The 26,621-nt window shown below is 72.0% G+C and carries 24 protein-coding genes and 1 tRNA gene; 4 read left to right on the top strand and 21 right to left on the bottom strand.

Translation table 11 applies throughout. The annotated features are described in order from the left end of the window. Nucleotides 1–2 precede the first annotated feature (2 nt). The 15 genes from ACFXMG_RS21630 to pgsA all read right to left on the bottom strand — a co-directional run bounded on the left by ACFXMG_RS21630 (nt 3) and on the right by pgsA (nt 15,325). The gene (locus tag ACFXMG_RS21630) at nt 3–2,447 is read right to left on the bottom strand and encodes a RelA/SpoT family protein (RefSeq protein WP_383824581.1); all 2,445 of its coding nucleotides are present in this window, start codon (nt 2,445–2,447) and stop codon (nt 3–5) included. A 257-nt stretch (nt 2,448–2,704) separates the two neighbouring features. After that, on the bottom strand, nt 2,705–3,256 hold the full coding sequence (locus tag ACFXMG_RS21625; protein ID WP_383824583.1) for an adenine phosphoribosyltransferase: 552 nt from the start codon (nt 3,254–3,256) through the stop codon (nt 2,705–2,707). Beyond that, on the bottom strand, nt 3,253–4,329 hold the full coding sequence (gene secF / locus ACFXMG_RS21620) for a protein translocase subunit SecF (RefSeq protein ID WP_383824585.1): 1,077 nt from the start codon (nt 4,327–4,329) through the stop codon (nt 3,253–3,255). The genes ACFXMG_RS21625 and secF overlap by 4 nt, the downstream gene beginning before the upstream one ends. A gap of 1 nt (nt 4,330) precedes the next feature. Then, entirely contained in the window at nt 4,331–6,118 is a 1,788-nt protein-coding gene (secD, locus tag ACFXMG_RS21615; RefSeq protein ID WP_383824587.1) for a protein translocase subunit SecD, read from the bottom strand. Nucleotides 6,119–6,266: 148 nt separating this feature from the next. Continuing rightward, nucleotides 6,267–6,716, bottom strand: a complete 450-nt coding sequence (gene yajC / locus ACFXMG_RS21610; RefSeq protein ID WP_383824667.1) for a preprotein translocase subunit YajC — start codon at nt 6,714–6,716, stop codon at nt 6,267–6,269. Nucleotides 6,717–6,918: 202 nt separating this feature from the next. Further along, a complete protein-coding gene (gene ruvB, locus ACFXMG_RS21605; RefSeq protein ID WP_383824590.1) occupies nt 6,919–8,010 on the bottom strand; it encodes a Holliday junction branch migration DNA helicase RuvB in 1,092 nt (363 codons plus the stop codon). A gap of 38 nt (nt 8,011–8,048) precedes the next feature. Continuing rightward, entirely contained in the window at nt 8,049–8,681 is a 633-nt protein-coding gene (gene ruvA, locus ACFXMG_RS21600; RefSeq protein WP_383457296.1) for a Holliday junction branch migration protein RuvA, read from the bottom strand. After that, a complete protein-coding gene (gene ruvC / locus ACFXMG_RS21595) occupies nt 8,678–9,208 on the bottom strand; it encodes a crossover junction endodeoxyribonuclease RuvC (RefSeq protein ID WP_376602404.1) in 531 nt (176 codons plus the stop codon). Before ruvC ends, ruvA begins: the two co-directional genes overlap by 4 nt. 135 nt (nt 9,209–9,343) lie before the next feature. Continuing rightward, nucleotides 9,344–10,096, bottom strand: coding sequence for a YebC/PmpR family DNA-binding transcriptional regulator (locus ACFXMG_RS21590; RefSeq protein WP_383824593.1), 753 nt, complete (start codon nt 10,094–10,096; stop codon nt 9,344–9,346). A 63-nt stretch (nt 10,097–10,159) separates the two neighbouring features. Then, on the bottom strand, nt 10,160–10,753 hold the full coding sequence (pdxT, locus tag ACFXMG_RS21585) for a pyridoxal 5'-phosphate synthase glutaminase subunit PdxT (RefSeq protein ID WP_383824596.1): 594 nt from the start codon (nt 10,751–10,753) through the stop codon (nt 10,160–10,162). A gap of 6 nt (nt 10,754–10,759) precedes the next feature. Further along, a complete protein-coding gene (gene pdxS, locus ACFXMG_RS21580) occupies nt 10,760–11,668 on the bottom strand; it encodes a pyridoxal 5'-phosphate synthase lyase subunit PdxS (protein WP_383824599.1) in 909 nt (302 codons plus the stop codon). 135 nt (nt 11,669–11,803) lie between these two features. After that, nucleotides 11,804–12,346: a hypothetical protein gene (locus tag ACFXMG_RS21575; RefSeq protein ID WP_383824602.1), complete on the bottom strand. Its 543-nt coding sequence runs from the start codon at nt 12,344–12,346 to the stop codon at nt 11,804–11,806. 260 nt (nt 12,347–12,606) lie between these two features. Next, nucleotides 12,607–13,761 (bottom strand): glycosyltransferase family 4 protein, encoded by a 1,155-nt coding sequence (locus ACFXMG_RS21570; protein ID WP_383824604.1) that lies wholly within the window; start codon nt 13,759–13,761, stop codon nt 12,607–12,609. Beyond that, nucleotides 13,758–14,663 carry a phosphatidylinositol mannoside acyltransferase gene (locus tag ACFXMG_RS21565; RefSeq protein WP_383824607.1) on the bottom strand — a complete coding sequence of 302 codons (906 nt, stop codon included), beginning with the start codon at nt 14,661–14,663 and terminating at the stop codon, nt 13,758–13,760. The genes ACFXMG_RS21570 and ACFXMG_RS21565 overlap by 4 nt, the downstream gene beginning before the upstream one ends. Next, nucleotides 14,660–15,325: a phosphatidylinositol phosphate synthase gene (gene pgsA / locus ACFXMG_RS21560; RefSeq protein ID WP_383824610.1), complete on the bottom strand. Its 666-nt coding sequence runs from the start codon at nt 15,323–15,325 to the stop codon at nt 14,660–14,662. The genes ACFXMG_RS21565 and pgsA overlap by 4 nt, the downstream gene beginning before the upstream one ends. Nucleotides 15,326–15,590: 265 nt before the next feature. Between pgsA and ACFXMG_RS21555 the strand changes: the two genes are divergently transcribed. Together ACFXMG_RS21555 and ACFXMG_RS21550 are read left to right on the top strand one after the other, a co-directional pair. Continuing rightward, nucleotides 15,591–17,798 carry an elongation factor G-like protein EF-G2 gene (locus ACFXMG_RS21555; protein ID WP_383824613.1) on the top strand — a complete coding sequence of 736 codons (2,208 nt, stop codon included), beginning with the start codon at nt 15,591–15,593 and terminating at the stop codon, nt 17,796–17,798. A gap of 175 nt (nt 17,799–17,973) precedes the next feature. After that, nucleotides 17,974–19,632: a hypothetical protein gene (locus tag ACFXMG_RS21550; protein WP_383824615.1), complete on the top strand. Its 1,659-nt coding sequence runs from the start codon at nt 17,974–17,976 to the stop codon at nt 19,630–19,632. A 77-nt stretch (nt 19,633–19,709) separates the two neighbouring features. On the opposite strand, the gene ACFXMG_RS21545 is transcribed toward ACFXMG_RS21550, so the two are convergent. Further along, nucleotides 19,710–20,273: an HIT family protein gene (locus tag ACFXMG_RS21545; RefSeq protein ID WP_383824618.1), complete on the bottom strand. Its 564-nt coding sequence runs from the start codon at nt 20,271–20,273 to the stop codon at nt 19,710–19,712. A gap of 65 nt (nt 20,274–20,338) precedes the next feature. Between ACFXMG_RS21545 and ACFXMG_RS21540 the strand changes: the two genes are divergently transcribed. Continuing rightward, nucleotides 20,339–21,052: a potassium channel family protein gene (locus ACFXMG_RS21540; protein ID WP_383824621.1), complete on the top strand. Its 714-nt coding sequence runs from the start codon at nt 20,339–20,341 to the stop codon at nt 21,050–21,052. A 12-nt stretch (nt 21,053–21,064) separates the two neighbouring features. Here ACFXMG_RS21540 and thrS read toward each other — a convergent pair whose 3' ends face one another. From thrS to ACFXMG_RS21525, 3 genes are all read right to left on the bottom strand, one after another. Beyond that, on the bottom strand, nt 21,065–23,041 hold the full coding sequence (thrS, locus tag ACFXMG_RS21535) for a threonine--tRNA ligase (protein ID WP_383824624.1): 1,977 nt from the start codon (nt 23,039–23,041) through the stop codon (nt 21,065–21,067). 128 nt (nt 23,042–23,169) lie between these two features. Continuing rightward, complete coding sequence (locus ACFXMG_RS21530; RefSeq protein WP_383824628.1) at nt 23,170–24,468, bottom strand: hypothetical protein; 1,299 nt, start codon at nt 24,466–24,468, stop codon at nt 23,170–23,172. Beyond that, nucleotides 24,468–25,034, bottom strand: coding sequence for a DUF4365 domain-containing protein (locus ACFXMG_RS21525; protein WP_383824631.1), 567 nt, complete (start codon nt 25,032–25,034; stop codon nt 24,468–24,470). Before ACFXMG_RS21525 ends, ACFXMG_RS21530 begins: the two co-directional genes overlap by 1 nt. A 121-nt stretch (nt 25,035–25,155) precedes the next feature. Between ACFXMG_RS21525 and ACFXMG_RS21520 the strand changes: the two genes are divergently transcribed. Further along, the gene (locus ACFXMG_RS21520; RefSeq protein ID WP_383824633.1) at nt 25,156–25,884 is read left to right on the top strand and encodes a 3'-5' exonuclease; all 729 of its coding nucleotides are present in this window, start codon (nt 25,156–25,158) and stop codon (nt 25,882–25,884) included. A 100-nt stretch (nt 25,885–25,984) separates the two neighbouring features. Here the strand turns inward: ACFXMG_RS21520 and ACFXMG_RS21515 are convergent. Both ACFXMG_RS21515 and ACFXMG_RS21510 read right to left on the bottom strand, forming a co-directional pair. Next, nucleotides 25,985–26,056 (bottom strand) — tRNA-Val (locus tag ACFXMG_RS21515). Between the two features lie 39 nt (nt 26,057–26,095). Continuing rightward, entirely contained in the window at nt 26,096–26,542 is a 447-nt protein-coding gene (locus tag ACFXMG_RS21510) for an SRPBCC family protein (RefSeq protein WP_383824636.1), read from the bottom strand. Between the last annotated feature and the right edge of the window lie 79 nt (nt 26,543–26,621).

Raw genomic sequence — 26,621 nt, 5'->3', positions numbered from 1 at the left:
CGCTACGGCCTGCGGGCGCTGGTCACACGGTAGACGTCGTACACGCCCTCGACGCCCCGGACCGCCTTGAGGACGTGCCCCAGGTGCTTGGGGTCGCCCATCTCGAAGGTGAACCGGGAGGTGGCCACCCGGTCGCGGGAGGTCTGGACGGCCGCCGAGAGGATGTTGACGTGCTGGTCCGAGAGGACCCGGGTGACGTCCGAGAGGAGCCGGGAGCGGTCCAGCGCCTCGACCTGGATGGCGACCAGGAAGACCGAGGACTGCGTCGGGGCCCACTCGACCTCCAGGATCCGCTCCGGCTCGCGGGAGAGCGAGTCCACGTTGACGCAGTCGCTGCGGTGGACGGAGACGCCGCTGCCGCGGGTGACGAAGCCGATGATCGGGTCGCCGGGCACCGGGGTGCAGCAGCGGGCCAGCTTGACCCACACGTCCTCGACGCCCTTGACGACCACGCCCGGGTCGGCGTTGGAGCGCCGCTTGGAGCGGCCGCGGGTCGGCGGCGCGGCCTCCTCGATGTCCTCGGTGGCGGCCTCCTCGCCGCCGAGCGCCTGCACCAGCTTCTGCACGATCGACTGGGCGGTGACATGGCCCTCGCCGATCGCCGCGTACAGCGAGGAGATGTCGTTGTACCGCATCTCGTGGGCGAGGGTGACGAGGGAGTCGCCGGTGAGGATCCGCTGGATCGGCAGGTTCTGCTTGCGCATGGCCCGCGCGATGGCGTCCTTGCCCTGCTCGATGGCCTCGTCCCGGCGCTCCTTGGAGAACCAGGCGCGGATCTTGTTGCGGGCGCGCGGGGACTTGACGAAGCCCAGCCAGTCGCGGGAGGGCCCGGCGCCGGCGGCCTTGGAGGTGAAGACCTCGACCAGGTCGCCGTTGTCGAGGGTGGATTCGAGCGGCACGAGCCGCCCGTTCACCCGCGCTCCTATGGTGCGGTGGCCGACCTCGGTGTGGACGGCGTAGGAGAAGTCGACCGGGGTGGCGCCGGCGGGCAGCGCGATGACGTCGCCCTTGGGCGTGAAGACGAAGACCTCGTTGCGCGAGAGGTCGAAGCGCAGGGACTCCAGGAACTCGCCCGGGTCCTCGGTCTCCTTCTGCCAGTCGAGCAGCTGGCGCAGCCACGCCATGTCGTTGAGGTGGTCGTCCTTGCCCGCGTTCTTCGGCACGTCGGTGCGCACCTTGGAGGCGCCGGCGACGGCCTCCTGCTTGTACTTCCAGTGCGCGGCGATGCCGTACTCGGCGCGGCGGTGCATGTCGAAGGTCCGGATCTGGAGCTCGACCGGCTTGCCGTTGGGGCCGATGACCGTCGTGTGCAGCGACTGGTACATGTTGAACTTCGGCATCGCGATGTAGTCCTTGAACCGGCCGGGGACCGGGTTCCATCGCGCGTGGACGGTGCCGAGGGCCGCGTAGCAGTCGCGGACGGTGTCCACGAGGACGCGGATGCCGACCAGGTCGTAGATCTCCGCGAAGTCACGGCCGCGGACGATCATCTTCTGGTAGACGCTGTAGTAGTGCTTGGGGCGGCCGGTGACGGTCGCCTTGATGCGGGCGGCGCGGAGGTCGGTCTGGACCTCGTCGGTCACTATGGCGAGGTACTCGTCCCGCTTGGGGGCGCGCTCCGCGACGAGCCGGACGATCTCGTCGTACATCTTGGGGTAGAGGATCGCGAAGGCGAGGTCCTCCAGCTCCCACTTGATGGTGTTCATGCCCAGCCGGTGGGCCAGCGGGGCGTAGATCTCCAGGGTCTCGCGGGCCTTCTTCTCCTGCTTCTCCCGCTTGAGGTAGCGCATGGTGCGCATGTTGTGCAGGCGGTCGGCGAGCTTGATGACGAGGACCCGGGGGTCCTTGGCCATGGCGACGACCATCTTGCGGACGGTCTCGGCCTGCGCGGCCTCGCCGAACCTGACCTTGTCGAGCTTGGTGACGCCGTCGACGAGGAGCGTGACCTGGTCGCCGAAGTCGCGGCGCAGGTCCTCCAGGCCGTACTCGGTGTCCTCGACCGTGTCGTGCAGGAGGCCGGCCATCAGGGTCGCCGGGTCCATGCCGAGCTCGGCGAGGATGGTGGTGACCGCGAGGGGGTGGGTGATGTACGGGTCGCCGCTCTTGCGCTTCTGGCCGCGGTGCCAGCGCTCCGCGACCTGGTAGGCCCGCTCGATCTGGCGCAAAGTGGCCGTTTCGATCTTGGGGTCGTTGGAGCGGACGATCCGCAGCAGGGGTTCGAGGACCGGGTTGTACGGCGACGAGCGCTGCACACCGAGCCGGGCGAGGCGGGCGCGCACCCGGTTGGAGGAGCCGCCGGAGCGGGCGGGGGCCGGTGCGGGAGCGGGCGCAGCAGGCTTCGGCCTGGTCTCCGCGGGCTTGTTCTGGGGCGTGCCGGTCCCCTGCGCGGCCTTGTCGGCCTCGGGGTCGGGCTGCGCGGCGGAGAGTGACTGGGCCTCGTCTGGCAAAGAGCGCTCCTCTGGAGGTCTCCCCGGACGGAGTCTGGGGGAGGTTCCGGGTCCCCCGGTCAGGCCCGGAAAGGCCATCGTATCGAGCCACGGAGCCCGCTGCTCACGGGCCCGGGGGACGGACGGGGGCCAGGGGGGCCGCTCTCGCGGCGGGCACCGGCCCACCGGCGGGGACGTACCGGGGCAAACGCGAGAGGCGCCCCGGGAATTCCCGGGGCGCCTCTGGCCGGAGGTCGGTGGACTCTTCCGGAGGTGCCTCAGACGGTGATGAGCGCGGTGAGCGGGGCGCCCTGGAGGGCCGGCTCCAGCCGGGCGCGGCCCGGGAGGAAGCCGAGCTCCATGAGGACCGCGACGCCCGCGACCTCGGCGCCCGCGCGGCGGATCAGTTCGAGGGACGCCTCGGCGGTGCCGCCGGTGGCGAGGACGTCGTCGATGACCATGACGCGGTCGCCCGCGGCGAGGTCCTCGGCGTGCACCTCGATCTCGGCGGTGCCGTACTCCAGCTCGTACGCCTGCCGGAGCGTGGCCCCGGGCAGCTTGCCGGCCTTGCGGACCGGGATGAAGCCCAGGCCCGCGCGGACGGCGACCGGTGCGGCGAGGATGAAGCCGCGGGCCTCCAGGCCGACGATCTTCGTCGCGCCCCGCGCGTGGCAGAGGGCGGCGAGGGCGTCGGTGAGGGCCGTGAACGCCTCCGGGTCCGCGAGCAGCGGCGTGATGTCCTTGAACAGCACGCCCGGCTTCGGGTAGTCGGGGACGTCGCGGATCCGGCTGAGCAGCAGGTCGGTCACGTCCTGGGCCTCGGCGGTCATCCTCGGCGCTCCTGGGCGCGGCCGCGGCGGGCCGCGGCGCGCTGGCCGACGACGGCGGCCTCGGCCTCGTCGCCGCCGTCGTCCGGGCCGTCCTCGCCGCGGGCGGCGGCGGAGGCGCGCTTGGCCTGGACGCGCTTCTTCAGCGCCTTGATCGCCGGCTCGCGCTCCTTGAGGTCGGCGACGAGCGGGGTGGCGATGAAGATCGAGGAGTAGGCACCGGCGGCCAGACCCACGAAGAGCGACAGCGAGATGTCGTTCAGCATGCCGGCGCCGAGGACGCCGCCGCCGATGAAGAGCAGGCCGGCGACGGGCAGCAGGGCCACGACGGTGGTGTTGATGGAGCGGACCAGGGTGCCGTTGATCGAGCGGTTGGCCATCTCGCTGTAGGTGAAGCGGGTCTGCTTCGTGATGTCCTTCGTCTGCTCCTTGAGGGAGTCGAAGACGACGACGGTGTCGTACAGCGAGTAACCGAGAATGGTCAGCAGACCGATCACCGTGCCGACCGTGACCTCGAAGCCGACCAGTGAGTAGATGCCGACCGTGATCGTGAGGTCGTGGATCAGCGCGATCAGTGCCGCGACGGCCATTCTCCACTCGAAGGCGATGGCCAGATAGATCACCACGAGGATCATGAACACGCCGAGGCCGGTCCATGCCTTGTTGGCGATCTGCTCGCCCCAGCTGGGGCCGACGAGCTCGGCGGCGATCTTCTCCTCGGGGACGTTCAGGTCCTTGGCCAGCTCGGTGCGGACCTGGTCGGACTGCTCGGTGTCGAGGCCGCCGACCTGGATGCGCAGGGAGCCGTTGCCGAGCTGCTGGACGATCGCGTCGTGGCCGGACGCCTCCTCCGCGTACTCCTGCGCCTGGCTGACGGAGACGTCCGACTTCGGGGTGGTGAAGACGGCGCCGCCCTGGAACTCGATGCCCATGTTGAGGCCGCGGACGGCCAGGGCGACGATGGCCGTGATGGTGATCAGGACGGAGAGGCCGTACCAGATCTTGCGGTTCCCGATGAAGTCGTAACCGACCTCACCGCGGTGGAGCCGGGCGCCGAGATCGCCGAGCTTCGACATCTCACGCCTCCTTCGGTTCGACGGTGCCGGCGGCGCCGGCTGCGGGGGTGGTACGGCGGGAGCGGCGCAGCGGCGGCTGGGCGCCCAGGCGCTTCGGGTCCAGGCCGGACCACGGGTGTCCGTCGCCGAAGAACTTGGTGCGGGCGAGCAGCGTCATCAGCGGCTTGGTGAAGAGGAACACCACGACGACGTCGAGGAGGGTGGTGAGGCCGAGCGTGAACGCGAAGCCCTGGACCTTGCCGACGGTGACGATGAAGAGCACCGCGGCGGCGAGGAAGGACACGAAGTCGGAGACCAGGATGGTGCGGCGGGCGCGCGGCCAGGCGCGCTCGACGGCCGGGCGCAGGGTGCGGCCCTCGCGGATCTCGTCGCGGATGCGCTCGAAGTACACGATGAACGAGTCGGCGGTGATGCCGATGGCGACGATGGCGCCGCAGACGGCCGGCAGGTTCAGCGCGAAGCCGATGCCCGGGCCGAGCAGGGCCATGATCACGTAGGTGAGCAGGGCGGAGACGCCGAGGCTGAGGATGGCGATGAACGACAGGCCCCGGTAGTAGACCACCAGGTAGAGGATGACCAGCGCGAGGCCGATGGCGCCGGCGATGAGGCCGGCCTCCAGCTGGTCGCCGCCGAGGGCGGCGGTGACGGTGTCGACGCTCTGGGTGTCGAAGGAGAGCGGCAGGGCGCCGTAGGCCAGGATGTTGCCGAGGTCCTGGGCGGACTGCTGGTTGAAGCTGCCGGAGATCTGCGCGTTGGCGCTCAGCGTGGTCTGGACGCGGGGGGCCGAGACGACCTCGCCGTCGAGGACGATCGCGAACTGGTTCTGCGGCTCGGTCTGCTGCGAGAGCTTGCTGGTGATCGACTGGAACTTCTTCGAGCCGGCGTCCGTGAACGTCATGTCGACGATCCACTGGCCGGACTGCTGGTCGATGGCGGCCTTGGCGTCGTCGACGTCACGGCCCTCGACCTCGGCGGGGCCGAGGAGGTACTTCTCCCACTGCCCGATCGAGTTCTTGCCGCAGGCGACGATGGTGTCGGCCGGCTTGGTGCCCGCGGCGGCGGCGGTGCGCTGCTTGGGGTCCAGGCAGTTCAGGGTGGTGAACTTCTGCTGGAGGGCGGCCGTGGCGGCGTCCGCGGTCGGGGTCGCCTGCGGGGTGCCGCTCGCCTTCGGCGTGGGCTTGGCGGAGGCGCTGCCGGTGGGGGTGGGCGTGCCGGTGGCGTTCGGGGCCTTGAGGGCCTCGGAGAGCGCGCGGCCCTGGGTGGAGGCGGTGGCGGTGGCGGTCGGCGTGGCCGACTTCTTCTCGCCGACGGAGGCGGACGCGGAGGGCTTCGGCGTGGCCGTGCCCGAGGGGTTCGCGGTGGGCGCGGTCTCGGGCGAGGCGGCCGCGACGGTGAGCACGGGCCGGAAGTAGAGCTGGGCGGTGGTGCCGACCTGCTCGCGGGCCTGCTTCTCGTTCGTCCCCTTGGGGATGTTGACGATGATGTTCTCGCGGCCCTGCGTCTGGACCTCGGCCTCGGAGACGCCGAGACCGTTGACACGGCGCTCGATGATGCCGACCGCCGTGTTCATGTTGGTCTCGTTGACCGCGGACTCCTGGCCGGGCTCCGCCTTGGCCTTGAGCGTGATCGACGTGCCGCCGGCGAGGTCGATGCCGAGGCGCGGGGTGGTGTGCCCCGACCAGAACATGCCGCCGGTGAGCGCGACCATGGCGATCAGAATGAGTGCCAGGGCGCGGCCCGGCCGGCTCTGTCCCCCCGCCGGCCTTCGGCCCTTCTTCGGTGCTGCCACCTGTCGTTTCTCCCTGTCCAAACCGTCCGGGCGCCGGGTGGGCGCGCGGAGGCCACCAAGTGTGTGTGGGGACCCATCCCCCGCAGACGTCGGACCGTTCCCGGCCGCGGCCACGCCGGTGGGCGTGGGCCGCGGGGCCGGGGGCGCGTTACTTCGCCTCGGTCTCGCCGTCCGCCTTGCCGTCCTTCTCGACCTCGGTCTCGGCCGCGTCCGACTTCTTCGTCAGGTCGGCCTTGGGGGCCTCGTCGGCGACGTCGGCGGTCTCGGTCAGCGAGGAGGCGTCGTCCGGGACGACGGCGTCGGAGCCGGTGGCGCTGTCGTCCTCGGTGTCACCGTGGACGATCCGGTTGTACTCGGCGTCGTCGAGGACCGCACCGATGGCGTTCTTCGCGTAGACGGCGTGGACGCCGGGCGCGACCTCCAGCAGGACGGTCTCGTCCTGGATCTCCTTGACGGTGGCGTACATTCCCCCGATCGTGCGTACGCCGGTGCCGGGCTGCATCTGGTTGCGCATCTCCGCGGCCTGTGCCTGCTTCTTCTTGGCAGAGCGGGTCATCAGGAACATCGCCCCGATGAGCACGATGAAGGGGAGGAGCATGCCGATGTTATTCACGGGACGGAAATCCTTCGCACGGTCACGGAGAACCCGCGGCCTGATCTTCGGGGGTGGGCACGCCGACCGGAAAGGGCGGCATCGGCGGAGTCTAGGCGAGTCCGCATCGATGGAACAACGCCCAGCATGGCACCGTGGTTCCTCGTCGGGCGAGACTCCGCGCCGTCACTCCCCCGTCACAGCCGCCTCAGGCGCCGAAGAGCCCCTGTTGTCCCGATCCCGCCCCTCCGGGAGCCCCCGCCGGGCCCGCTGCCTGCGGCGGGACCAGTCCGAGGTGGTTCCACGCGGCGGGCGTGGCGACCCGGCCACGGGGCGTGCGCGCGAGCAGTCCCTCCCGTACGAGGAAGGGCTCGGCGACCTCCTCGACGGTCTCGCGCTCCTCCCCCACGGCGACGGCGAGGGTGGAGAGGCCGACGGGTCCGCCGCCGAAGAGCTTCAGCAGGGCTTCGAGGACCGCGCGGTCGAGGCGGTCGAGGCCGCGGGTGTCCACCTCGTACACGCCGAGGGCGGCGCCGGCGATGTCGCGGGTGATCACTCCGTCGGCCCTGACCTGGGCGTAGTCGCGGACGCGGCGGAGCAGGCGGTTGGCGATGCGGGGGGTGCCGCGGGAGCGGCCGGCGATCTCGGCGGCGCCGGCGGTGTCGATCTCGACGTCGAGGAGTCCGGCGGAGCGGGTCACGACGCGCTCCAGCTCGTGGGGCTCGTAGAACTCCATGTGGGCGGTGAAGCCGAAGCGGTCGCGGAGCGGGGGCGGCAGCAGGCCGGCCCGGGTGGTGGCGCCGACCAGGGTGAAGGGCGGCAGGTCCAGGGGGATGGCGGTGGCGCCGGGGCCCTTGCCGACGATGACGTCGACGCGGAAGTCCTCCATCGCCATGTAGAGCATCTCCTCGGCGGGCCGGGACATCCGGTGGATCTCGTCGAGGAAGAGGATCTCGCCCTCCTGGAGGGAGGAGAGGATCGCGGCGAGGTCGCCGGCGTGCTGGATGGCGGGGCCGGAGGTGATCCTGATCGGCGCGTTCATCTCCGCGGCGATGATCATCGACAGGGTGGTCTTGCCGAGGCCGGGGGCGCCGGAGAGCAGGACGTGGTCGGCGGTGGCGCCGCGCTGGCGGGCGGCCTTGAGGACGAGGTCGAGCTGCTGGCGGACCTTCTCCTGGCCGATGAACTCGCCGAGGTCCTTGGGGCGCAGGGCGGCCTCGACGGCCTGGTCGTCGCCCTCGGCGGCGGCGCCGACGATCCGCTCCTCGTGGGCGGATGCCGTCTCGTCGTCCCAGTTCACGGTGGTGTCTTCCTTCGTACGGGAGGGTCTGCGAGCGGTCAGCGGGCGCGGTTGAGCGTCTGTAGGGCGGCGCGCAGCAGCTGGGGCACGGGCGCGGAGCCGGTCTCGGCGAGCGCGGCCTCGGCCTGCGGGGTGACGGCGGCGACGGCCTCCTCGGCCTCGCGGCTCGCGTAGCCCAGGCCGACGAGGGCGGCGGCCAGCTGCTCGGTCCAGGGGGCCGGACCGGTGGCGACGGCGCGCTGCTGGCCGACGAGTCCGCTGCTGCCGAGCGGCTGGCCGAGCTTGTCCTTCAGCTCCAGGAGGAGCTTCTGGGCGCCCTTCTTGCCGATGCCGGGGACGGCGGTGAGCGCCTTCTCGTCGCCGGTGGAGACGGCGAGGCGGAGCGCGTCGGGGCTGTGCACGCCGAGCATGGCCTGGGCGAGGCGGGGTCCGACGCCGCTGGCGGTCTGGAGCAGTTCGAAGACCTGGCGCTCGTCGTCGTCCGCGAAGCCGTACAGGGTGAGGGAGTCCTCGCGCACGACGAGGGAGGTGGCGAGGCGGGCGTGCTCGCCGAGGCGGAGGCCGGCGAGGGTGTTCGGGGTGCACTGGACGGCCATGCCGACACCGCCGACCTCGACGACGGCGGTCGTGGGGGCGAGGGCGGCCACGGGGCCGCTGACGAAGGCGATCATGACGTGCGGCCTTTCGAGGCGTGCAGGGCGACGGCCTGCTGGAGGCGGTTCTGGGCGGGGGCGCGCCAGATGTGGCAGATGGCGAGGGCGAGGGCGTCGGCCGCGTCGGCCGGTTTGGGCGGGGCGGCGAGCCGGAGGAGCCGGGTGACCATGGCGGCGACCTGGGCCTTGTCGGCGCGGCCGGAGCCGGTGACGGCCGCCTTGACCTCGCTGGGGGTGTGCAGGGCGACGGGGATGCCGCGCCGGGAGGCGCAGAGCATGGCGACGGCGCTGGCCTGGGCGGTGCCCATCACCGTGCGTACGTTGTGCTGGCTGAACACCCGCTCCACGGCGACCAGTTCGGGCTGGAAGCGGTCGATCCACTCCTCGATGCCGCGCTCGATGCCGACGAGGCGGGGGCCGATGTCGGCGTCGGCGGGGGTGCGGACCACGCCGACCCCGAGCATGGTGAGCGGCCGTCCGGCGACGCCTTCGACGACGCCGACGCCGCACCGGGTGAGCCCCGGGTCCACCCCCAGTACGCGCACGCCCGCCCCTCCCTGTCCTCGACCGGTGTCCTCGACCGCTCGCAAGTCTGTTTGTGCAGGCTATCCGCTGCCACTGACAACGCAGCGGGCCGACGGGGTGTGTCCCGTCGGCCCGCTGCGGTGGAGGGGCGTGGATCAGGCGTCGACCTTCTCCATGACCTCGTCGCTGACGTCGAAGTTGGCGAAGACGTTCTGCACGTCGTCGCTGTCCTCGAGGGCGTCGATCAGCTTGAACATCTTGCGCGCGCCGTCCTCGTCGAGCTCGACCTGCATGGTCGGGACGAAGCTGGAGTCGGCCGAGTCGTAGTCGATGCCGGCCTCCTGGAGCGCGGTGCGGACCGCGACCAGGTCGGTGGCCTCGCTGATGATCTCGAAGGACTCGCCGAGGTCGTTGACCTCCTCGGCGCCCGCGTCGAGCACGACCTCCAGGACGTCGTCCTCGGCCAGCTCGCCCTTGGGGAGCACGACGACGCCCTTGCGGTTGAACAGGTACGAGACGGAGCCCGGGTCGGCCATCGAACCGCCGTTGCGGGTCATGGCGACGCGTACGTCGGAGGCCGCGCGGTTGCGGTTGTCGGTGAGGCACTCGATGAGCACCGCGACGCCGTTGGGGCCGTAGCCCTCGTACATGATCGTCGCGTAGTCGACGCCGCCGGCCTCCAGGCCGCCGCCGCGCTTGACCGCGGAGTCGATGTTCTTGTTCGGCACCGAGCTCTTCTTCGCCTTCTGGATGGCGTCGAAGAGGGTCGGGTTGCCCTCGGGGTCGGCACCGCCGGTGCGGGCGGCGACCTCGATGTTCTTGATCAGCTTCGCGAAGAGCTTGCCGCGCTTGGCGTCGATCACGGCCTTCTTGTGCTTCGTCGTAGCCCATTTAGAGTGGCCGGACATCTGCCTGTCTCCTTCGCGTAACCATTTCCTTGAACGAACCCGAGTGATCCTACCGGGAGTCGCTCATCCCTCGCCGCGCACCATGTCGACGAAGAGCTGGTGGATCCGGTGGTCACCCGTGAGCTCGGGGTGGAACGAGGTGGCCAGCACCTTGCCCTGCCGTACGGCGACGATGTGGCCGCCGTGCTCGGCGAGCACCTCGGTCCCGGCTCCGACCGACTCCACCCAGGGGGCCCGGATGAAGACGCCCTCGACCGGGCCGTCCTCGATCCCGGTGACGGCGACGGCCGCCTCGAAGGACTCGTTCTGCCGCCCGAAGGCGTTGCGGCGCACGATCATGTCGATGCCGCCGAAGGTCTCCTGGCCCGAGCGCGGGTCGAGGATCTTGTCGGCGAGCATGATCAGGCCGGCGCAGGTGCCGTACACGGGCATGCCCGCGGCGATCCGCTGGCGGATCGGCTCCATGAGGCCGAAGAGCACGGCCAGCTTGGAGATGGTGGTGGACTCGCCACCGGGGAGGACCAGGCCGTCGACCTCGGCGAGCTCTTCGGGGCGCCGGACCGGCCTGGCCACGGCGTCCGCCGCGGCCAGGGCGATCAGGTGCTCCCGTACGTCGCCCTGGAGGGCCAGGACACCGATCACGGGGGTGGTGCTCATCGGTGCTTACCAGCCCCGGTTGGCGTAGCGCTCGGACTCGGGGAGGGTGTCGCAGTTGATGCCGACCATGGCCTCGCCCAGGTTGCGGGAGGCGTCCGCGATGATCTTCGGGTCGTCGTAGAAGGTGGTGGCCTTCACGATGGCGGCGGCGCGCTTGGCCGGGTCGCCGGACTTGAAGATGCCGGAGCCGACGAAGACGCCCTCGGCGCCGAGCTGGCGCATCAGCGCGGCGTCGGCGGGGGTGGCGACGCCACCGGCGGAGAACAGGACGACGGGGAGCTTGCCGAGCTCGGCGACCTCCTTGACGAGCTCGTACGGCGCGCGCAGGTCCTTGGCGGCGGCGAACAGCTCGTTGTTGTCGAAGCCGCGCAGCCTGGCGATCTCGTTCTTGATCTGGCGCAGGTGGCGGACGGCCTCGACGACGTTGCCGGTGCCGGCCTCGCCCTTGGAGCGGATCATGGCCGCGCCCTCGGCGATGCGGCGCAGGGCCTCGCCCAGGTTGGTGGCGCCACAGACGAAGGGGGTGGTGAAGGCCCACTTGTCGGAGTGGTTGACCTCGTCGGCCGGGGTGAGGACCTCGGACTCGTCGATGTAGTCGACGCCGAGGGACTGGAGGACCTGGGCCTCGACGAAGTGGCCGATGCGGGACTTGGCCATGACCGGGATGGAGACGGCGCCGATGATCTCTTCGATCATGTTCGGGTCGGACATGCGGGCCACGCCGCCGTCCTTGCGGATGTCCGCGGGGACCCGCTCCAGGGCCATGACGGCCACGGCGCCGGCGTCCTCGGCGATCTTCGCCTGCTCGGCGTTGACCACGTCCATGATCACGCCGCCCTTGAGCTGCTCGGCCATGCCGCGCTTCACGCGCGCGGTGCCGGTCTCGGCGGACTGGGGGGTGGTGGAGCTGGACACGGGGACCTCACTCGTGACAACGGGTTCAACGGGACGTTGACGACTAGAGCGAGGAAACAATCCGCGAGCGGTCCACAGCAAGGGCCAATGTGGAGCCTGTGGATCGTTTTCGCGGGAATCCGAGGCCGGAGTGGCTCAGGAAGGACGATCGGCCAGGGCCACTGGCGGTTCGTCGTCCATTTCGAAGGCCATCGGGAAAGGCGCGTGGCCCGCGAGGCGGAACCAGCGGACCTTGCGGTGGCGGCGCAGGGCGCGGGCCGCGCGTACGGCGTCGTTGTGGAAGCGGCGGGCCATGGGGACGCGCCGGACGGCCGCGGCGAGCTCCCCCGCCGCCTCCTCGCCGCCGGGCGCCTCCCGTACGAGCTCCACCTGCTCCTGCTCGCCGAAGACCGCGCGCAGGGCCTGGCTCAGCTCGCTCTCCGCGACCTCGCGGTGGTCCTCTTCGGCCTGGCGTGCCGCGTGCGCCGCCTCGTACAGGACGATCGACGCGGCCGGGTCGAGGACGCCGGAGGTGGCCAGTTCCTGGGTGACCGAGGCCCGCCGCAGCAGCTGGGCGTCGAGCGCGGCGCGCGCCGCGTCGATGCGGGTGTGCAGCCGGTCGAGCCGTCCGGCGGTCCAGCTGAGATAGACGCCGATGAAGATCAGCGCGACGACGGTCCAGATCAGGGTTTCGGTCACGGGCGCACAGGCTACCCGGGCGGCGACAGCACACCTTCCCAAAGGCCGTGGTCATGGGCGAACAGGACACGAACCGTCCGCCCGCCGGCGAGCGCGGCGAGCCGCCCGAGCCTCGGTGCGGGTTCAGGCGCGGGAGCCTGGGCGCGGCAGAGGGCGCCGTCCCGGTGTGCCCACCCGTTCCGCCCCGGCGGAACGCATGCCCACACCGGGGGCGGCGGGGCGCGACAGGCCCGGCGGCGCGCCGTGGCGCCGGGAAGGCGCTACAGGCCCAGTCTTGCTCGGAGGCCGCCTGTTTTTTCGTCTGTGTCTACTGCTGCCGCGCCGTCCGCGACCGTTTCGTAGACCGCGAGGATGTCCGCCCCGACCGTGGACCAGTCGAAGCGGCGGACGTGCGCGGAGCCCCGCGCGCTGAGTTCCGCGCGCCGGGCCGGATCGCCGAGGAGCCGGATCGCCGCCTCCGCCAGCGCGTCCGCGTCCTCGTTGGCGAAGAGCTCGCCCGCCGCGCCCTGGTCGAGGACCTGCGCGAAGGCGTCGAGGTCGGCCGCGAGGACCGGCGCCCCGGCCGACAGCGCCTCGACGAGGATGATGCCGAAGGACTCGCCGCCGGTGTTGGGCGCCACGTACACGTCGACGCTGCGCAGCAGCCGCGCCTTGTCCTCGTCGCTGACCATGCCGAGGAACTCCACCCGGGAGCGCATCTCGCGCGGCAGCGAGGCCACCGCCTCCTCCTCGTCGCCGCGCCCGGCGACCAGGAGCCGGGCGCCCGGCCGCTCGGTCAGGATCCGGGGCAGGGCCCTCATCAGGACCGGCAGGCCCTTGCGGGGCTCGTCGATCCGCCCGATGAACCCCAGCGTCTCGCCCTGCCACTCCTCCTTCGGCGCCGCGTCCGCGAAGAAGCCCACGTCGACGCCGTTGGGGATCACGACGGCGTCGCCGCCGAGGTGCTCGACCAGCGTGCGGCGCGCGTACTCGCTGACCGCGATCCGCGCGCTGATCTTCTCCAGCGCCGGCTGGAGGATCGGGTACGCCGCGATCATCGCCCGCGAGCGCGGGTTCGAGGTGTGGAAGGTGGCCACGATCGGGCCCTGCGCCGCCCAGCAGGTGAGCAGCCCCAGCGAGGGCGAGGTCGGCTCGTGGATGTGGACGACGTCGAAGGTGCCGTCGTGCAGCCACCGCCGCACGCGCGCGGCGGACAGGAAACCGAAGCTGAGCCGCGCCACCGAGCCGTTGTACGACACGGGCACGGCGCGCCCGGCGGAGACCACGTACGGCGGCAGCGGGGTGTCGTCGTCGGCGGGGGCGAGGACGGAGACCTCGTGCCCGAGCCGGATCAGGTGCTCCGCGAGGTCGCGGATGTGGAACTGGACGCCGCCCGGTACGTCCCAGGAGTACGGGCAGACGATTCCGATCCTCACGGCGTGCGCTCCTCCAGGTCGGCCAGCCAGAGGCGCTGGAGCATGTGCCAGTCCTCGGGGTGGTCCGCGATGGCCCCGGCGAAGGTGTCGGCGAGGGCCTGTGTCATGAGGGACGCCTTTTCGGCGCGGGTACCTGACTCGGGTACCTCCACGGGCGCGTGCACCCGCCCCTGCATGACCTCGGAGTCGTCGTACCAGAGGGTCACCGGCAGCAGCAGCGCGCCGGTCTGCGTCGCGAGCATGGCCGGGCCGGCGGGCATCCGGGTCGCCTCGCCGAAGAAGGACACCTCGACGCCGGACGCGGACAGGTCCCGGTCGGCGACGAGGCAGACCAGCCCGCCGGCGCGCAGCCGCCGGGCGAGGGTGCCGAAGGCGGCGCCGCCGGTGTGCGGCAGCACCTCCATGCCGAGGGACTCGCGGTAGGCGACGAAGCGGTCGTAGAGCGACTCGGGCTTGAGCCGCTCGGCGACGGTGGTGAAGGGCACGCCGAGCACGCGGGTCACCCACACGCCGGCCAGGTCCCAGTTGCCCATGTGGGGCAGGGCCAGGACGACGCCCCGGCCGGAGGCGAGCCCTTCCTTCAGGTGGTGCGTGTCCTTGAGCGCGAAGCTGTTCGCGGCCCGCTCGCTGCTCCACGTCGGGAGCCGGAAGGACTCCATCCAGTAGCGCATGTACGAGCGCATGCCGGCCTTCGACAGCTCGGCGAGCCGCTCGGGCGTGGCGTCCGGCACCACGCGCGCGAGGTTGGCCTCCAGCCGGAGGACGCCCTTGCCGCGCCGCTTCCACACGGTGTCGGCGATCTTCCGGCCGAGGGCCTTGGCCACCGGCTCCGGGAGCTTCTTGACCGCCGCCCAGCCGAGCCCGTACAGGCTGTCGGCCGCCTTGTCCTTCAGCGTGCTCATGTCGCCGCCCCGCTCCCCCCGGTGGCCGCGGCGGCGTCCGCCTCGGCCGATTCCCTGCGTACCGTCACGACCCGCTGTCCCAGGGTCACCGCCGAGCCGACGGCCACGACCCACAGCGCGATCGGCAGCAGCACGTCGATGCCCGGCACGCCGAAGGCGTGCAGTCCGGCGAGACCGGCGGCGACCAGCGAGATCACGAGCCGCTCGGCCCGCTCGATCAGGCCGTTCACGGCGACCGGCAGGCCAATCGATTCACCACGCGCCTTGGTGTACGAGACGACCTGACCGCTCGCGAGGCAGAAGATCGACACCGCGCAGAGCACGTTGTCGTCCCCCTTGCCCGCGTACCAGAGGGCGAAGCCGCCGAAGATCGCCCCGTCGGCGACGCGGTCGAGGGTCGAGTCGAGGAAGGCGCCCCAGCGGCTGGAGATCCCGGCCTGCCGGGCCATGTTGCCGTCGACGAGGTCGGAGAAGACGAAGAGCGTGATCACGATCGTGCCCCAGAAGAACTCGCCCCTGGGGAAGAAGACCAGCGCACCGGCGACCACTCCCGCCGTGCCGATCAGCGTCACGGCGTCGGGGCTGACCCCCCGGCGGAGCAGAAACGCGGCGAACGGTGTGAGGACACGCGTAAAAAACGCACGCGCGTACTTGTTCAGCATGGCCTTCCCGGAGGTTTCGGCGGGCCGCGCGGTCCCATGACCACCGGCTCACCCATCGTAGCCACGCGCGTGGCGCGGCACGGGAGCGCACCCACCCCGCCGCGTCGGCCTACCCCTCGGAGTCCGGCCGCGTACGACGTATGGACGCGTCCCGGCGTCGGTGCAAAGCTCGAAGGAGCACGCCGCGGGCACCGCAGGAGCCGCACCGCGATGCCGCTCCCCCGCGCCCGCTCCCCCTCACCGCCTCGCAGCCGGGAGGACCACCATGGGCGACAAGGCGCACACCCCCGCCGGAGCCGCCGGCAGGGCACCGACGGCCGACCGGCCCTCGGAGGTACGGAACGTGGTGCTGGTCGGCCACAGCGGATCGGGCAAGACGACGCTCGTCGAGGCGCTCGCCCAGACCGCCGGGGCACTGAGCCGGCCCGGCCGGGTCGAGGACGGGGCGACCGTCTCCGACTACGACGAGATCGAGCACCGGCAGCACCGCTCCGTCCAGCTCTCCCTCGTCCCGGTCGGCTGGGACGGCTTCAAGATCAATCTGCTCGACACCCCCGGATACGCCGACTTCGTCGGCGAGCTGAGGGCCGGTCTGCGCGCGGCGGACGCGGCCCTCTTCGTCGTCTCGGCCGCCCAGGAGGCCGACGCGGTCGCCGCCTCCACCCGCATGGTCTGGGAGGAGTGCGCGGCCGTCGGCATGCCCCGCGCCATCGTCGTCACCCACCTCGACACCGCCCGCACCGGCTTCACCGAGCTCACCGGGGTCTGCGCCGGGCTCTTCGGCCACGACGACCCCGACGCCGTCCTGCCCCTCTACCTGCCGGTGCACGGCCCCGAGGGCTCCGACGGCCACGCGCCCGCGACCGGTCTGATCGGCCTGCTCTCGGAGCGGGTCTTCGACTACTCCACGGGCGAGCGCGACGAGCGGGAGCCCGGCGATGCCGAGCGGGAGCTGATCGCCGGGGCGAGGGCCCGGCTCATCGAGGGGATCATCGCCGAGAGCGAGGACGAGACCCTCATGGAGCGCTATCTGGGCGGCGAGGAGATCGACTTCGGGACCCTCGTCGGCGACCTGGAGAAGGCGGTCGCCCGCGGCGGCTTCCACCCCGTGCTCGCCGCCGCCCCCGCCGCCGAAGGCGGCGGCCAGGGACTCGGCACGGTCGAACTCCTGGAACTGATCACCCGCGGCTTCCCCTCCCCGCTGGAGCACGATCCGCCCGACGTCACCACCCCCTCCGGCGAACCCCGGCCGCCGCTCGCCTGCGACCCCGACGGGCCGCTGGTCGCCGAGGTCGTCAAGACCGCCGCCGACCCCTACCAGGGCCGGATCTCCCTCGTCCGGGTCTTCTCCGGCACCCTCCGCCCCGACGCGACCGTGCACGTCTCCGGGCACGGCCTGGCCGACCGGGGCCACGAGGACCACGACGTCGACGAACGCGTCGGCGCCCTCACCTCCCCCTTCGGCAAGCAGCAGCGGCCCATGCCGCACTGCGTCGCCGGGGACCTCGCCTGCGTGGCCCGGCTCGCGCGCGCCGAGACCGGCGACACCCTCTCCGCCAAGGACGACCCACTCCTGATCGCGCCCTGGACCATGCCCGAGCCGCTGCTGCCGCTCGCCGTGGAGGCGCACAGCAAGGCCGACGAGGACCGGCTCTCGCAGGGCCTGGCCAAACTGGTCGCCGAGGACCCGACCCTCCGCCTCGAACAGAACCAGGACACCGGCCAGGTCGTCCTCTGGTGCCTGGGCGAGGCCCACCAGGACGTCGTCCTGGAGCGGCTGCGCGGCCGCTACGGCGTGCGCGTCGACGCCGTCCCGTACCGGGTGCCGCTGCGCGAGACCTTCGGCGCCCCCGCCTCCGGCCGCGGACGGCACGTCAAACAGTCCGGCGGACACGGGCAGTTCGCGATCTGCGAGATCGACGTCGAACCCCTCCCGCCGGGCAGCGGCATCGAGTTCGTCGACAAGGTGGTCGGCGGAGCGGTCCCCCGCCCGTTCATCGGCTCCGTCGAGAAGGGCGTACGCGCCCAGGCGGCACGGGGCCTCGCCGCCGGCCACCCGCTGGTCGACGTCCGGGTCACCCTCAAGGACGGCAAGGCCCACTCGGTGGACTCCTCCGACGCCGCCTTCCAGACCGCCGGCGCGCTCGCGCTCCGCGAGGCGGCGGCCGACGTACCGGTCCACCTCCTCGAACCCGTCGCGGAGGTGCGGGTCCTCGTCCCCGACGAGTACGTGGGCGCCGTCATGAGCGACCTGTCCGGACGGCGCGGCCGGGTCGTCGGCACCGACCAGGCGGGACCGGGCCGCACGGTCGTCCGGGCCGAGGTCCCGGAGATCGAGATCGGGCGGTACGCCATCGACCTGCGCTCCGTCTCGCACGGCACGGGCCGCTTCGACCGCAGCTACGCCCGACACGAGCCGATGCCCCCTCAACTCGCCGAACGCCTTCGCGAACAGGCCGGAAAGCGCCCCTAGTTGACGCGACGACAGCGGGTCCCGTCCGCCCGGCCCGAACCGGGCGGACGCGTTCCGGCCGCGGTTGTCCACAGCCCGTGACGCATACCACGCCGCCCGGTTACGCTGTGGTGCCCAGCTCGGAAGGTGTGCGGGGCGCGGCAGTCGGGAACAGCCCGCACAGGTACTCGCGGTGATGGGGGCGCAAGTGGCGATCGACGGTTTCGGACCGGGAGCACAGATCCCGCTCCAGGGCGGCAGCGGGCTGACCGGTGCGACGAACGCGCTGGCCTCGGCCGCGTACCGGGACAGCCCCCTGGAGACCATCCAGGAAGCCGACAACGAGTACTACAAGACCGGGGTGAAGAAGGGGAAGTGGGAGAAGCTCTTCCGCCCCGACCTCGGCGAGGCGTTCTCCCGCGCCGTGCAGGTCCGCATGCTCGGCGGCGGCCGCAAGGCCCTCATCCAGTCCTTCGGCGCCGAACCCCAGCCGATCGTCGAGCACTGCCTCGCCGCCACCCACATCCGCCGCCGCCGCGACATCAAGCTCACGCTGGTCACCTTCGTCTGCGGCGTGCTCTTCCTGCCCGGACTGCTGCTCTGGCTCGCCGTCATCTATCTGCGCCGCAAGGCCGCCGGCTCGGCGAACAAGCGGACCAGCGCCCTCGGCACCACCCTGCTCGTCGCCGCGGGCATCGTCGCCTTCCTGTTCCTCCTCAAGCTCCCCTTCGACGGTCTGCTGCCCAACTACCTGCGGGCGATGATCGTCGCCCCGGTCGTCGGCTGGTACCTCGCGAGCCGGATCTGCCTCACCGCCGCCGTGGACCTCCGCGACCGCTGGACCGGCCTGCTCAGCGGCGGCGGCGTCGGCGCCCACGTCCCCAAGTCCGTCCCCACCGACCCGGGCGAGAAGTCCGCCGAGGAACTGCGGCTCAACCTGGAGAAGCTCTCCGCCGAGCAGCAGTCCAACGTCGTCTTCTACGCCGGCCCCAAGGGCATCCTCGGCCTCGGCACCCGCTGGGGCAGCTGGACACTGGCCGAGGAACTCGTCCCCGTGGACGGCCACGAGATGCACGACTTCCGCGCCTGGGACCTGGTCCGCAAGATCCACGACGAGCTCACCCTGCTGGAGCGCGGCTCCCTCAAGACCGGCTTCCCCAAGCCGACGGTCAAGCACTGGATCGTCTCCCCCGTCGGCGAGGGCGCCGACGAGGTCAGCCGCCCCGAGGGCGACAACATCGTCCACTACCAGGTGAAGCCGCACGAGATACAGCGCATCTGCAACGAGCAGCAGTTCGGCGCCGGCAACCGCCACTACCTGGGCGTCCAGTTCACGCTCTGGGACGGCAATGTGGTCCTGACCATGATGGTCACCGTCACCTCGCTCCTGCACACCCTGCGCATCGAGGTCACCGGCCACGCCCTCGGCCCCGTCCACGGCCTCTTCACCACCAAGCCCAAGGCGAAGACCAAGGAGGTCTCCAAGAGCGTCCGCTTCTGGGAGACCAAGGAGATCCCGCAGCCGCTCCTCGGCACCGACGACATCGTCCGGCTCGCCGTCCGCGCGCCGCTCACCTGGTACCCGCCGGTCCTGGAGTTCCTCGGCGGCAAGATGAGCCTGCCCGAGCCCTTCGGCCTCCGGCACGTCTGGGCCGGCCCGCTCTGGAAGAACCGCTTCATGGCCGACGACGCCCTCCGGATGGCCACGCCCGTGGTCCGCGCCGTCCACGCGGCGACCGTCCGCTTCCTCGACGAGCACAACGTGAACACCGAGCGCTTCACCAACCGCACCCTCTTCATGAGCGGCATGCTCCAGGAGCCCGCCCCGAGGAAGGCCGACGTCTACGACGCCTGACCGGCCAAGCCGCCGGTACGCCCCCGGTACGCCGACGGCCCCGGGGCGCATGCCTCGGGGCCGTACGGACGAGCAGGTCAGACGGTGGCCGGCCAGGCGTCGGCCAGCATCGCGCGGGTGTCCGCGAGGAGCTGCGGCAGCACCTTGGTGTGCCCGACGACCGGCATGAAGTTGGTGTCGCCGCCCCAGCGCGGCACCACGTGCTGGTGCAGGTGCGCGGCGATCCCGGCACCGGCCACGGCACCCTGGTTCATGCCGATGTTGAAGCCGTGCGCGCCGGACGCCGCCCGCAGGGCGATCATCGCCCGCTTGGTGAAGTCCGCCAGCTCGGCCGTCTCCGCCGCGTCCAGGTCCGTGTAGTCGGCGACGTGCCGGTACGGGACGACCATCAGGTGGCCGCCGTTGTACGGGTACAGGTTGAGGACCGCGTACACGCTCTCGCCACGGGCGATCACCAGCCCGTCCACGTCCGACTTCGACGGGATCGAGCAGAACGGACAGCCGTCGTCGGCCCCCGGCCCGGTCGGCTTGTTCTCCCCCTGGATGTAGGCCATCCGGTGAGGCGTCCACAGGCGCTGGAACGCGTCCGGCGCCCCCACTCCGATCTGCTGCTCCGGCTCAGTCGTCATGCTGTGCAGCATATTGCGTCGCCCGTTCGGAACGTGTCGGCGGGGCGAGGGAAGCCCACTCGGGTGATCCTGATCCGATGAGCGACAGGCCCCCGAAACCGCCCCGCCAGGAACGCTGGGACCGCCGCATGGAGCTCCCGCTCGCCGTGGCCTCCCTCGCCTACCTCGCCGGGTACGCGGTCCGGGTCCTCGCCCGCGAACAGCTCCCCCGGCTCGGGGTGGACCTCTGCGTCGGGGTCGTCCTCGCCGCCTGGGCCGTCTTCGCCGCCGACTACGCGGTACGGCTCCGGCTCAGCGGCCTCCGCCCGCACCGCTTCGTCCGCACCCACCTCCTCGACACGGTCGTCCTGCTCCTGCCGCTGCTGCGCCCGGTCCGGATGGTGACCCTCTACGACCGGGTCCAGCGCCGCCGGGACCAGCCGCGGCTCAGCCTCTACGCCCGGGTCATGGTCTACTCCGGCCTCTCGGTCTCCCTGCTCGGCTTCGCCGCCGCGCTCACCGTCTACCACCACGAGGCCGACGCCCCCGGCGCCACGATCACCACCTTCGGCGACGCGGTCTGGTGGGCCTGCGCCACGCTGGCCACGGTCGGCTACGGCGACGTCAGCCCGGTCACCCCGATCGGCCGCCTGGTCGCGGTCGGTCTGATGGCCTGCGGGCTGGCTCTGCTGGGCGCGGTGACGGGTTCGTTCTCGTCCTGGCTGATCCAGGCGTTCACCCGCGAGGACGAGAAGCCGGGGAAGCCGGGGAAAGGGGAGAGGCCCCCGGGGGATTCCCCGGGGGCCTCCTGACGCGTCCGGCCGTCAGACCTGGACGCGCTCCTCGACGATCTTGGCGATCTTGGCGATGGCCTCGTCGGCGGGGATGCCGTTCTCCTGCGAACCGTCGCGGTAACGGAAGGAGACGGCACCGGCGGCCATGTCCTCGTCACCCGCGATGATCATGAAGGGGACCTTCTGCTTCTGCGCGTTGCGGATCTTCTTCTGCATCCGGTCCGAGGAGGAGTCGACCTCCACGCGCAGGCCCTGCTTCTTCGCCTTGGCGGCGAACTCCTGGAGGTACTCGACGTGCGCGTCGCCGATCGGGATGCCGGTCGCCTGGACCGGGGCCAGCCACGGCGGCATGGCGCCCGCGTAGTGCTCCAGGAGCACGGCGAAGAAGCGTTCGATCGAGCCGAAAAGCGCGCGGTGGATCATGACCGGGCGCTGCTTGGTGCCGTCCGGGGCGGTGTACTCCAGGTCGAAGCGCTCCGGCAGGTTGAAGTCGAGCTGGACGGTCGACATCTGCCAGGTACGCCCGATGGCGTCCCGCGCCTGCACCGAGATCTTCGGGCCGTAGAAGGCGGCGCCGCCCGGGTCGGGGGTGAGCGGCAGGCCCTGCTTCTCGGCGACCTGCTGGAGGACGGCGGTGGCCTCCTCCCACACCTCGTCGGAGCCGACGAACTTCTCCGGGTCCTTGGTCGACAGCTCCAGGTAGAAGTCGGTCAGGCCGTAGTCGCGCAGCAGGTTCAGGACGAAGGTGAGGGTCTTGTCGAGCTCCTCCGCCATCTGCTCCTTGGTGCAGTAGATGTGCGCGTCGTCCTGGGTGAAGCCCCGGGCGCGGGTCAGACCGTGCACGACGCCGGACTTCTCGTACCGGTACACGGTGCCGAACTCGAACAGGCGCAGCGGCAGCTCACGGTAGGAGCGTCCGCGCGCGTCGAAGATCAGGTTGTGCATCGGGCAGTTCATGGGCTTGAGGTAGTAGTCCACGCCCTCGTCGAGCTGCATGGGCGGGTACATGCCCTCGGCGTACCAGTCGAGGTGACCGGACTTCTCGAACAGCTTGCCCTTGGTCGCGTGCGGCGAGTAGACGAACTCGTAGCCCTCCTCCTCGTGCCGCTTGCGCGAGTAGTCCTCCATCACCCGGCGGATGATGCCGCCCTTGGGGTGGAAGACGGCGAGGCCGGAGCCGATCTCGTCCGGGACGGAGAAGAGGTCGAGCTCGTTGCCGAGCTTGCGGTGGTCGCGCTTCTCGGCCTCGGCGAGGAAGTCGAGGTGGGCCTTCAGCTCGTCCTTCGACGGCCAGGCGGTGCCGTAGATGCGCTGGAGCATGGGGTTCTTCTCGCTGCCGCGCCAGTAGGCGGCCGCGTTGCGCATCAGCTTGAACGCCGGGATGTTCCGGGTCGTGGGCAGGTGGGGACCGCGACACAGGTCCTTCCAGCACAGCTCGCCGGTCTTCGCGTCCAGGTTGTCGTAGATGGTCAGCTCGCCGCCGCCCACCTCGACGTTCGCGCCGTCGTCGGTGGACGCGGAGCCCTTGATGCCGATGAGCTCCAGCTTGTACGGCTCGTCGGCGAGCTCCTCGCGGGCGTCCTCGTCGGTCACCACGCGGCGGGCGAACCTCTGCCCCCGCTTCTGGATCTCCTGCATCTTCTTCTCGATGGCCTTGAGATCCTCGGGCGTGAACGGCTTCTCGACGTCGAAGTCGTAGTAGAAGCCGTCACGGACCGGCGGGCCGATGCCCAGCTTGGCCTCGGGGAAGAGCTCCTGCACGGCCTGCGCCATGACGTGCGCGGTCGAGTGGCGCAGGATGTTCAGGCCGTCCTCGGAGCCGATCTCGACGCCCTCGACGACATCGCCCTCGGCGAGCTCGTACGAGAGGTCCTTCAGCTCGCCCGCGACACGGGCGGCGATGACGGTGCGGTCGTCGGCGAACAGGGCGCCGGCCGTGGTGCCCGCGCTCACCGTCCTCTCCTCGGATCCTGAGGCGGTCGGGACGGTCACACGGACTTCGGACACGGGTACTCCATGCATCGGGGCGCCGGCAGACACGAGGTGCCGGCGTCGGTGGCGCGCGGCAGAGACGAGGTGCCGCGTCAGCCTCGATCTTACGGGGGCCCGGGGACCCCCACCCGACGCGCCCTCGCTCACTCCCCCGGCCCGCACTCCTCCTCGAAGAAGGCTCCATCCTCGACGGTCCCCTGGAGCGACTTCATCAGCCGGTCCCGCTCCGCCTCGTCCACCTGCACCGGGACCACCCCGGAGGGGTCGGTGAGGCGGCGGAAGCCGCCGCGGCTCTCCAGCCGGCCGACGACCCGGATGGGGAGGCCGACGAGGTGGGCGTGGCCGGCGGTGCGGTACGCCTCCTCGTCGAGGGTGACCCGGACGTGGCCGACCTCCGCGCCGCCGAGGACCCTGAGCTTGACCCTGCCCTCGCCGCGCGGCCCGGAGCGGCGCAGCCGGACGACGGCGCCCGTGATGCGTACGGGGACGGAGGGCTCGTCCGTGAGGTAGCGGGCGCTCGCCTCCCGGAGCGCGGGCAGGTCGCCGGGCGAGAACTCGACGGGCTCGGGCCGGGCGGCGCAGCCCTCGGGGGTGCCGGCGGCCGGTGCCCAGGCGAGGGCGATGCGGGCGCCCTCCGTACCGCGGACGAGGGCGACGAGCGCCTCGGTGAGTTCGCGGCTGACACCGGCCTCGACGGCGGAGTCGAAGGCTTCCATGCCGCCGGTGGCGCGCTGGTAGTCGACGGCCTCGCGGGCGGCGTGCAGGGCGTGGTGGAGCCGTACGGCGACGGGGCGGCCGGGCGGGACGGGCAGGAAGGCGGTGAGGGCGCGGCCGCCGGGGTCGGTGCCGACGACGACGGGTTCGAGGGCGGCCTGGGCGGCGGCGCGGTGCCGGGAGCCGTGGTAGCCGGCCCGGCCGCGCACGGCGAGGGCGCCGGCGAGGAGGATCTTGCGGGCGGCGGAGCGGAGCTGCTCCTGCACGGGCCAGGGCACGGTGCCGGCCGGTCCCGGGGGCACCTCGCGCCACCAGCGGATCTCGTCGCTGGGGACCGCGAGGCCGGTGAGGACCTCGCGGGCGGAGGGCGTGCCGCTGCGGGCGAGGGCGGTGAGGGCCTCGCCGATCAGGTCCTCGCAGTCGGGGAAGGCGAGGCTGTCGGGGACGAGGAGGCTGGTGCCGCCGCCGCCCGGGCCGCTCCCGGGCGGGGTCCAGCGGCCGTAGCGGCCGGCGGCCCCGCCGCGCCGCCGCCAGCCGTGCCGGGCGAGGAGCGCGCCGAGGACGCGCGGGTCGACCCGGCCGGGGTCGGGCACGCCGTCGCCGGGCTCCGCCCAGGCGCCGGTGGGGTCGGCGGGGGGCACCGGGTGGGGCCGGTACGGCGGCGGGACGGGGCCGCGCCCGGCCCCGTCCCCCGCCCCGTGTCCGGGCTCGTCGATCGGTCGGTGCATCAAGGTCTCCCTCCCCGGCCGACCCGGGTCATGATCTCGCAGAGCGCCCGGTCGTCGAAGATCCGCGCCGTGGGGACGCGCACGGTGGTCCGGCGGCGTCCGGTGACCGGGTGCCCGGCCAGGTTCATCCAGTAGCAGCAGTGCCGCAGGTCGAGCCGGTCGTGGCTCGCCCTCAGCCAGTCCTCCGGGTCTCTCGGGACGATCATCACGACCAGGATCTTGTGCACGGCCACGGGGGTCCGGGCGAGTTTCACCAGGTGGTCGTTGTCGAGGGTGAAGGGGAAGGTGCTCCCCGCGGGGTGGGCCGGCAGCTGGTAGGTGCACTTGAGCTGCACCTTGATGGTGACCTCGTCGTCGACGGTGTGTCCGGGCGAGCCGTGGCTCACGTGCCAGTCGACGCCGTTGTCCGGGAAGGGCTGCCCGAGCGAGCAGCCCGCCGCGGCGGCGACGGCGTGCAGGTATCCCACCTGGAGGGTCTCCATGCAGGCGGTGGTGGCGAGTGAGCCGCGTGCCGGGGCCGCCCGCTGGGGCGGCAGCCCTCCCGACTCGGGCTGGGCGAGCGCCATGTGAACGTCCTTCCCCGTCCCCTGTGTTGTGACCGGTCCGCGTACGCCGCAAACAGTCCGGGTATCACCGGATCGGGGCAGGGGGTTGGCCATCTGCCGCGCGGGTGCGAGGAGTTCGGGTATGACGACGAACTGGTACGAAGGGCCCCTGGCCGCTTTCGACACGGAGACCACCGGAGTGGACGTCGAGCAGGACCGGATCGTGTCCGCGGCGCTCGTCGTCCAGGACGCGCCCGGCGCGCGCCCCCGGGTGACCCGCTGGCTGGTCAATCCGGGGGTGCCGGTGCCGGAAGGGGCCACGGCGATCCACGGACTGACGGACGATCACCTCCAGCGGAACGGGCGGTGGCCGGCGCCCGTGATGGAGGAGCTGGGGCGCGCCCTGGCGGAGCAGAACGCGGCGGGCCGGCCGCTGGTGGTGATGAACGCGCCGTTCGACCTGACCATCCTGGACCGGGAGTTGAGGCGCCATCGGGCGTCGACGCTGGGCCGGTACCTGGAGCACACCTCGTTGTGCGTGATCGATCCGCGGGTCCTGGACAAGCATCTGGACCGGTACCGCAAGGGCCGCAGGACGCTGACCGACCTGTGCGCGCACTACGAGGTGGAGCTGGAGGGGGCGCACGACGCGGCGGCGGACGCCACGGCGGCGCTCCAGGTGGTACGGGCGGTGGGGCGCCGGTTCGCGGCCCGGCTGGAGCGGCTGTCGCCGGCGGAGCTGCACACCCTCCAGGCGGTGTGGCACGCGGCGCAGGCGCGGGGTCTCCAGGCGTGGTTCACGCGGCAGGGGACGCCGGAGCTGGTGGATCCCGCGTGGCCGCTGCGCCCGGAGCTGCGGAAGGCGGCGTGAGGGGCGTCGCGTGAGGCGTGGCGTGAGGGGCGTGCGTGGCGTGAGGGGCGCCGGAAACGGCTGAGGCCGGTCCGTCTGCTGACGGACCGGCCTCTCCCGGTGGGCGATACTGGGATCGAACCAGTGACCCCTTCGGTGTGAACGAAGTGCTCTCCCGCTGAGCTAATCGCCCGGGAACGGGTTGAACCATACAGGGCTTCCGGGCCCGGGTTCAAACCCGTCGCAGGTGGGCGGCGAGCCCGCGCCTCCCGCCGCGCATCATCAGGGCGTGGTTGGCGCGGAAGAGGGGCCGGCCGGGGACGGCGAGGAGCCGCAGCAGCCGGGCGCGGACCACGACCTCCTGCTCGTAGAGGGCCTGGGTGCCGGTGCCGTCGGGGGTGAGGGTCCAGCGGACCCAGCCCTCCAGGTCGCCGTGGAGCCGGGCCTCCAGGACGCGGGCGTCGCGGGCGTGGCGCACCGCGTGGGCGGTGACCTCGATGTCGTACGGGAGCAGGGAGCGGAAGCGGGCGGTGCCGGTGGTGTCGTCGTGGGGGACGACGGCGCGGACCTGGGGCCACCAGAGGGGGTAGTCCTCGGCGCGGGCGAGGGCCGCGTAGACCCGTTCCGGCGGGGCGTCGAGCCGCCAGACGCTGCGGAAGCGGTACCGGCACCAGTCCATGGGTCCAGTGTGGGTACTCGGTACGGATCTGAGTAGCAGCGCGCATTCCCGGGGCGGGGACACGGCGCGACACTCCGGT

Origin of the sequence: Streptomyces sp. NPDC059201, assembly GCF_042754585.1 — a bacterium.
Classification (GTDB): domain Bacteria; phylum Actinomycetota; class Actinomycetes; order Streptomycetales; family Streptomycetaceae; genus Streptomyces.
The sequence above is the reverse complement of the archived record's forward strand: the minus strand, read 5'-3'. Positions and strand labels throughout refer to the sequence as shown.

Coding starts and splice junctions, on each gene's coding strand:
- ACFXMG_RS21625 (WP_383824583.1), bottom strand. CDS start 3,256: ATGACCGCCGAGGCCCAGGACGTGACCGACCTGCTGCTCAGCCGGATC.
- secF (WP_383824585.1), bottom strand. CDS start 4,329: ATGTCGAAGCTCGGCGATCTCGGCGCCCGGCTCCACCGCGGTGAGGTC.
- yajC (WP_383824667.1), bottom strand. CDS start 6,716: ATGCTCCTCCCCTTCATCGTGCTCATCGGGGCGATGTTCCTGATGACC.
- ruvA (WP_383457296.1), bottom strand. CDS start 8,681: ATGATCGCCTTCGTCAGCGGCCCCGTGGCCGCCCTCGCCCCCACGACC.
- ACFXMG_RS21590 (WP_383824593.1), bottom strand. CDS start 10,096: ATGTCCGGCCACTCTAAATGGGCTACGACGAAGCACAAGAAGGCCGTG.
- pdxT (WP_383824596.1), bottom strand. CDS start 10,753: ATGAGCACCACCCCCGTGATCGGTGTCCTGGCCCTCCAGGGCGACGTA.
- ACFXMG_RS21565 (WP_383824607.1), bottom strand. CDS start 14,663: ATGAGCACGCTGAAGGACAAGGCGGCCGACAGCCTGTACGGGCTCGGC.
- pgsA (WP_383824610.1), bottom strand. CDS start 15,325: ATGCTGAACAAGTACGCGCGTGCGTTTTTTACGCGTGTCCTCACACCG.
- ACFXMG_RS21555 (WP_383824613.1), top strand. CDS start 15,591: ATGGGCGACAAGGCGCACACCCCCGCCGGAGCCGCCGGCAGGGCACCG.
- ACFXMG_RS21550 (WP_383824615.1), top strand. CDS start 17,974: ATGGGGGCGCAAGTGGCGATCGACGGTTTCGGACCGGGAGCACAGATC.
- ACFXMG_RS21545 (WP_383824618.1), bottom strand. CDS start 20,273: ATGCTGCACAGCATGACGACTGAGCCGGAGCAGCAGATCGGAGTGGGG.
- ACFXMG_RS21540 (WP_383824621.1), top strand. CDS start 20,339: ATGAGCGACAGGCCCCCGAAACCGCCCCGCCAGGAACGCTGGGACCGC.
- ACFXMG_RS21530 (WP_383824628.1), bottom strand. CDS start 24,468: ATGCACCGACCGATCGACGAGCCCGGACACGGGGCGGGGGACGGGGCC.
- ACFXMG_RS21525 (WP_383824631.1), bottom strand. CDS start 25,034: ATGGCGCTCGCCCAGCCCGAGTCGGGAGGGCTGCCGCCCCAGCGGGCG.
- ACFXMG_RS21520 (WP_383824633.1), top strand. CDS start 25,156: ATGACGACGAACTGGTACGAAGGGCCCCTGGCCGCTTTCGACACGGAG.
- ACFXMG_RS21510 (WP_383824636.1), bottom strand. CDS start 26,542: ATGGACTGGTGCCGGTACCGCTTCCGCAGCGTCTGGCGGCTCGACGCC.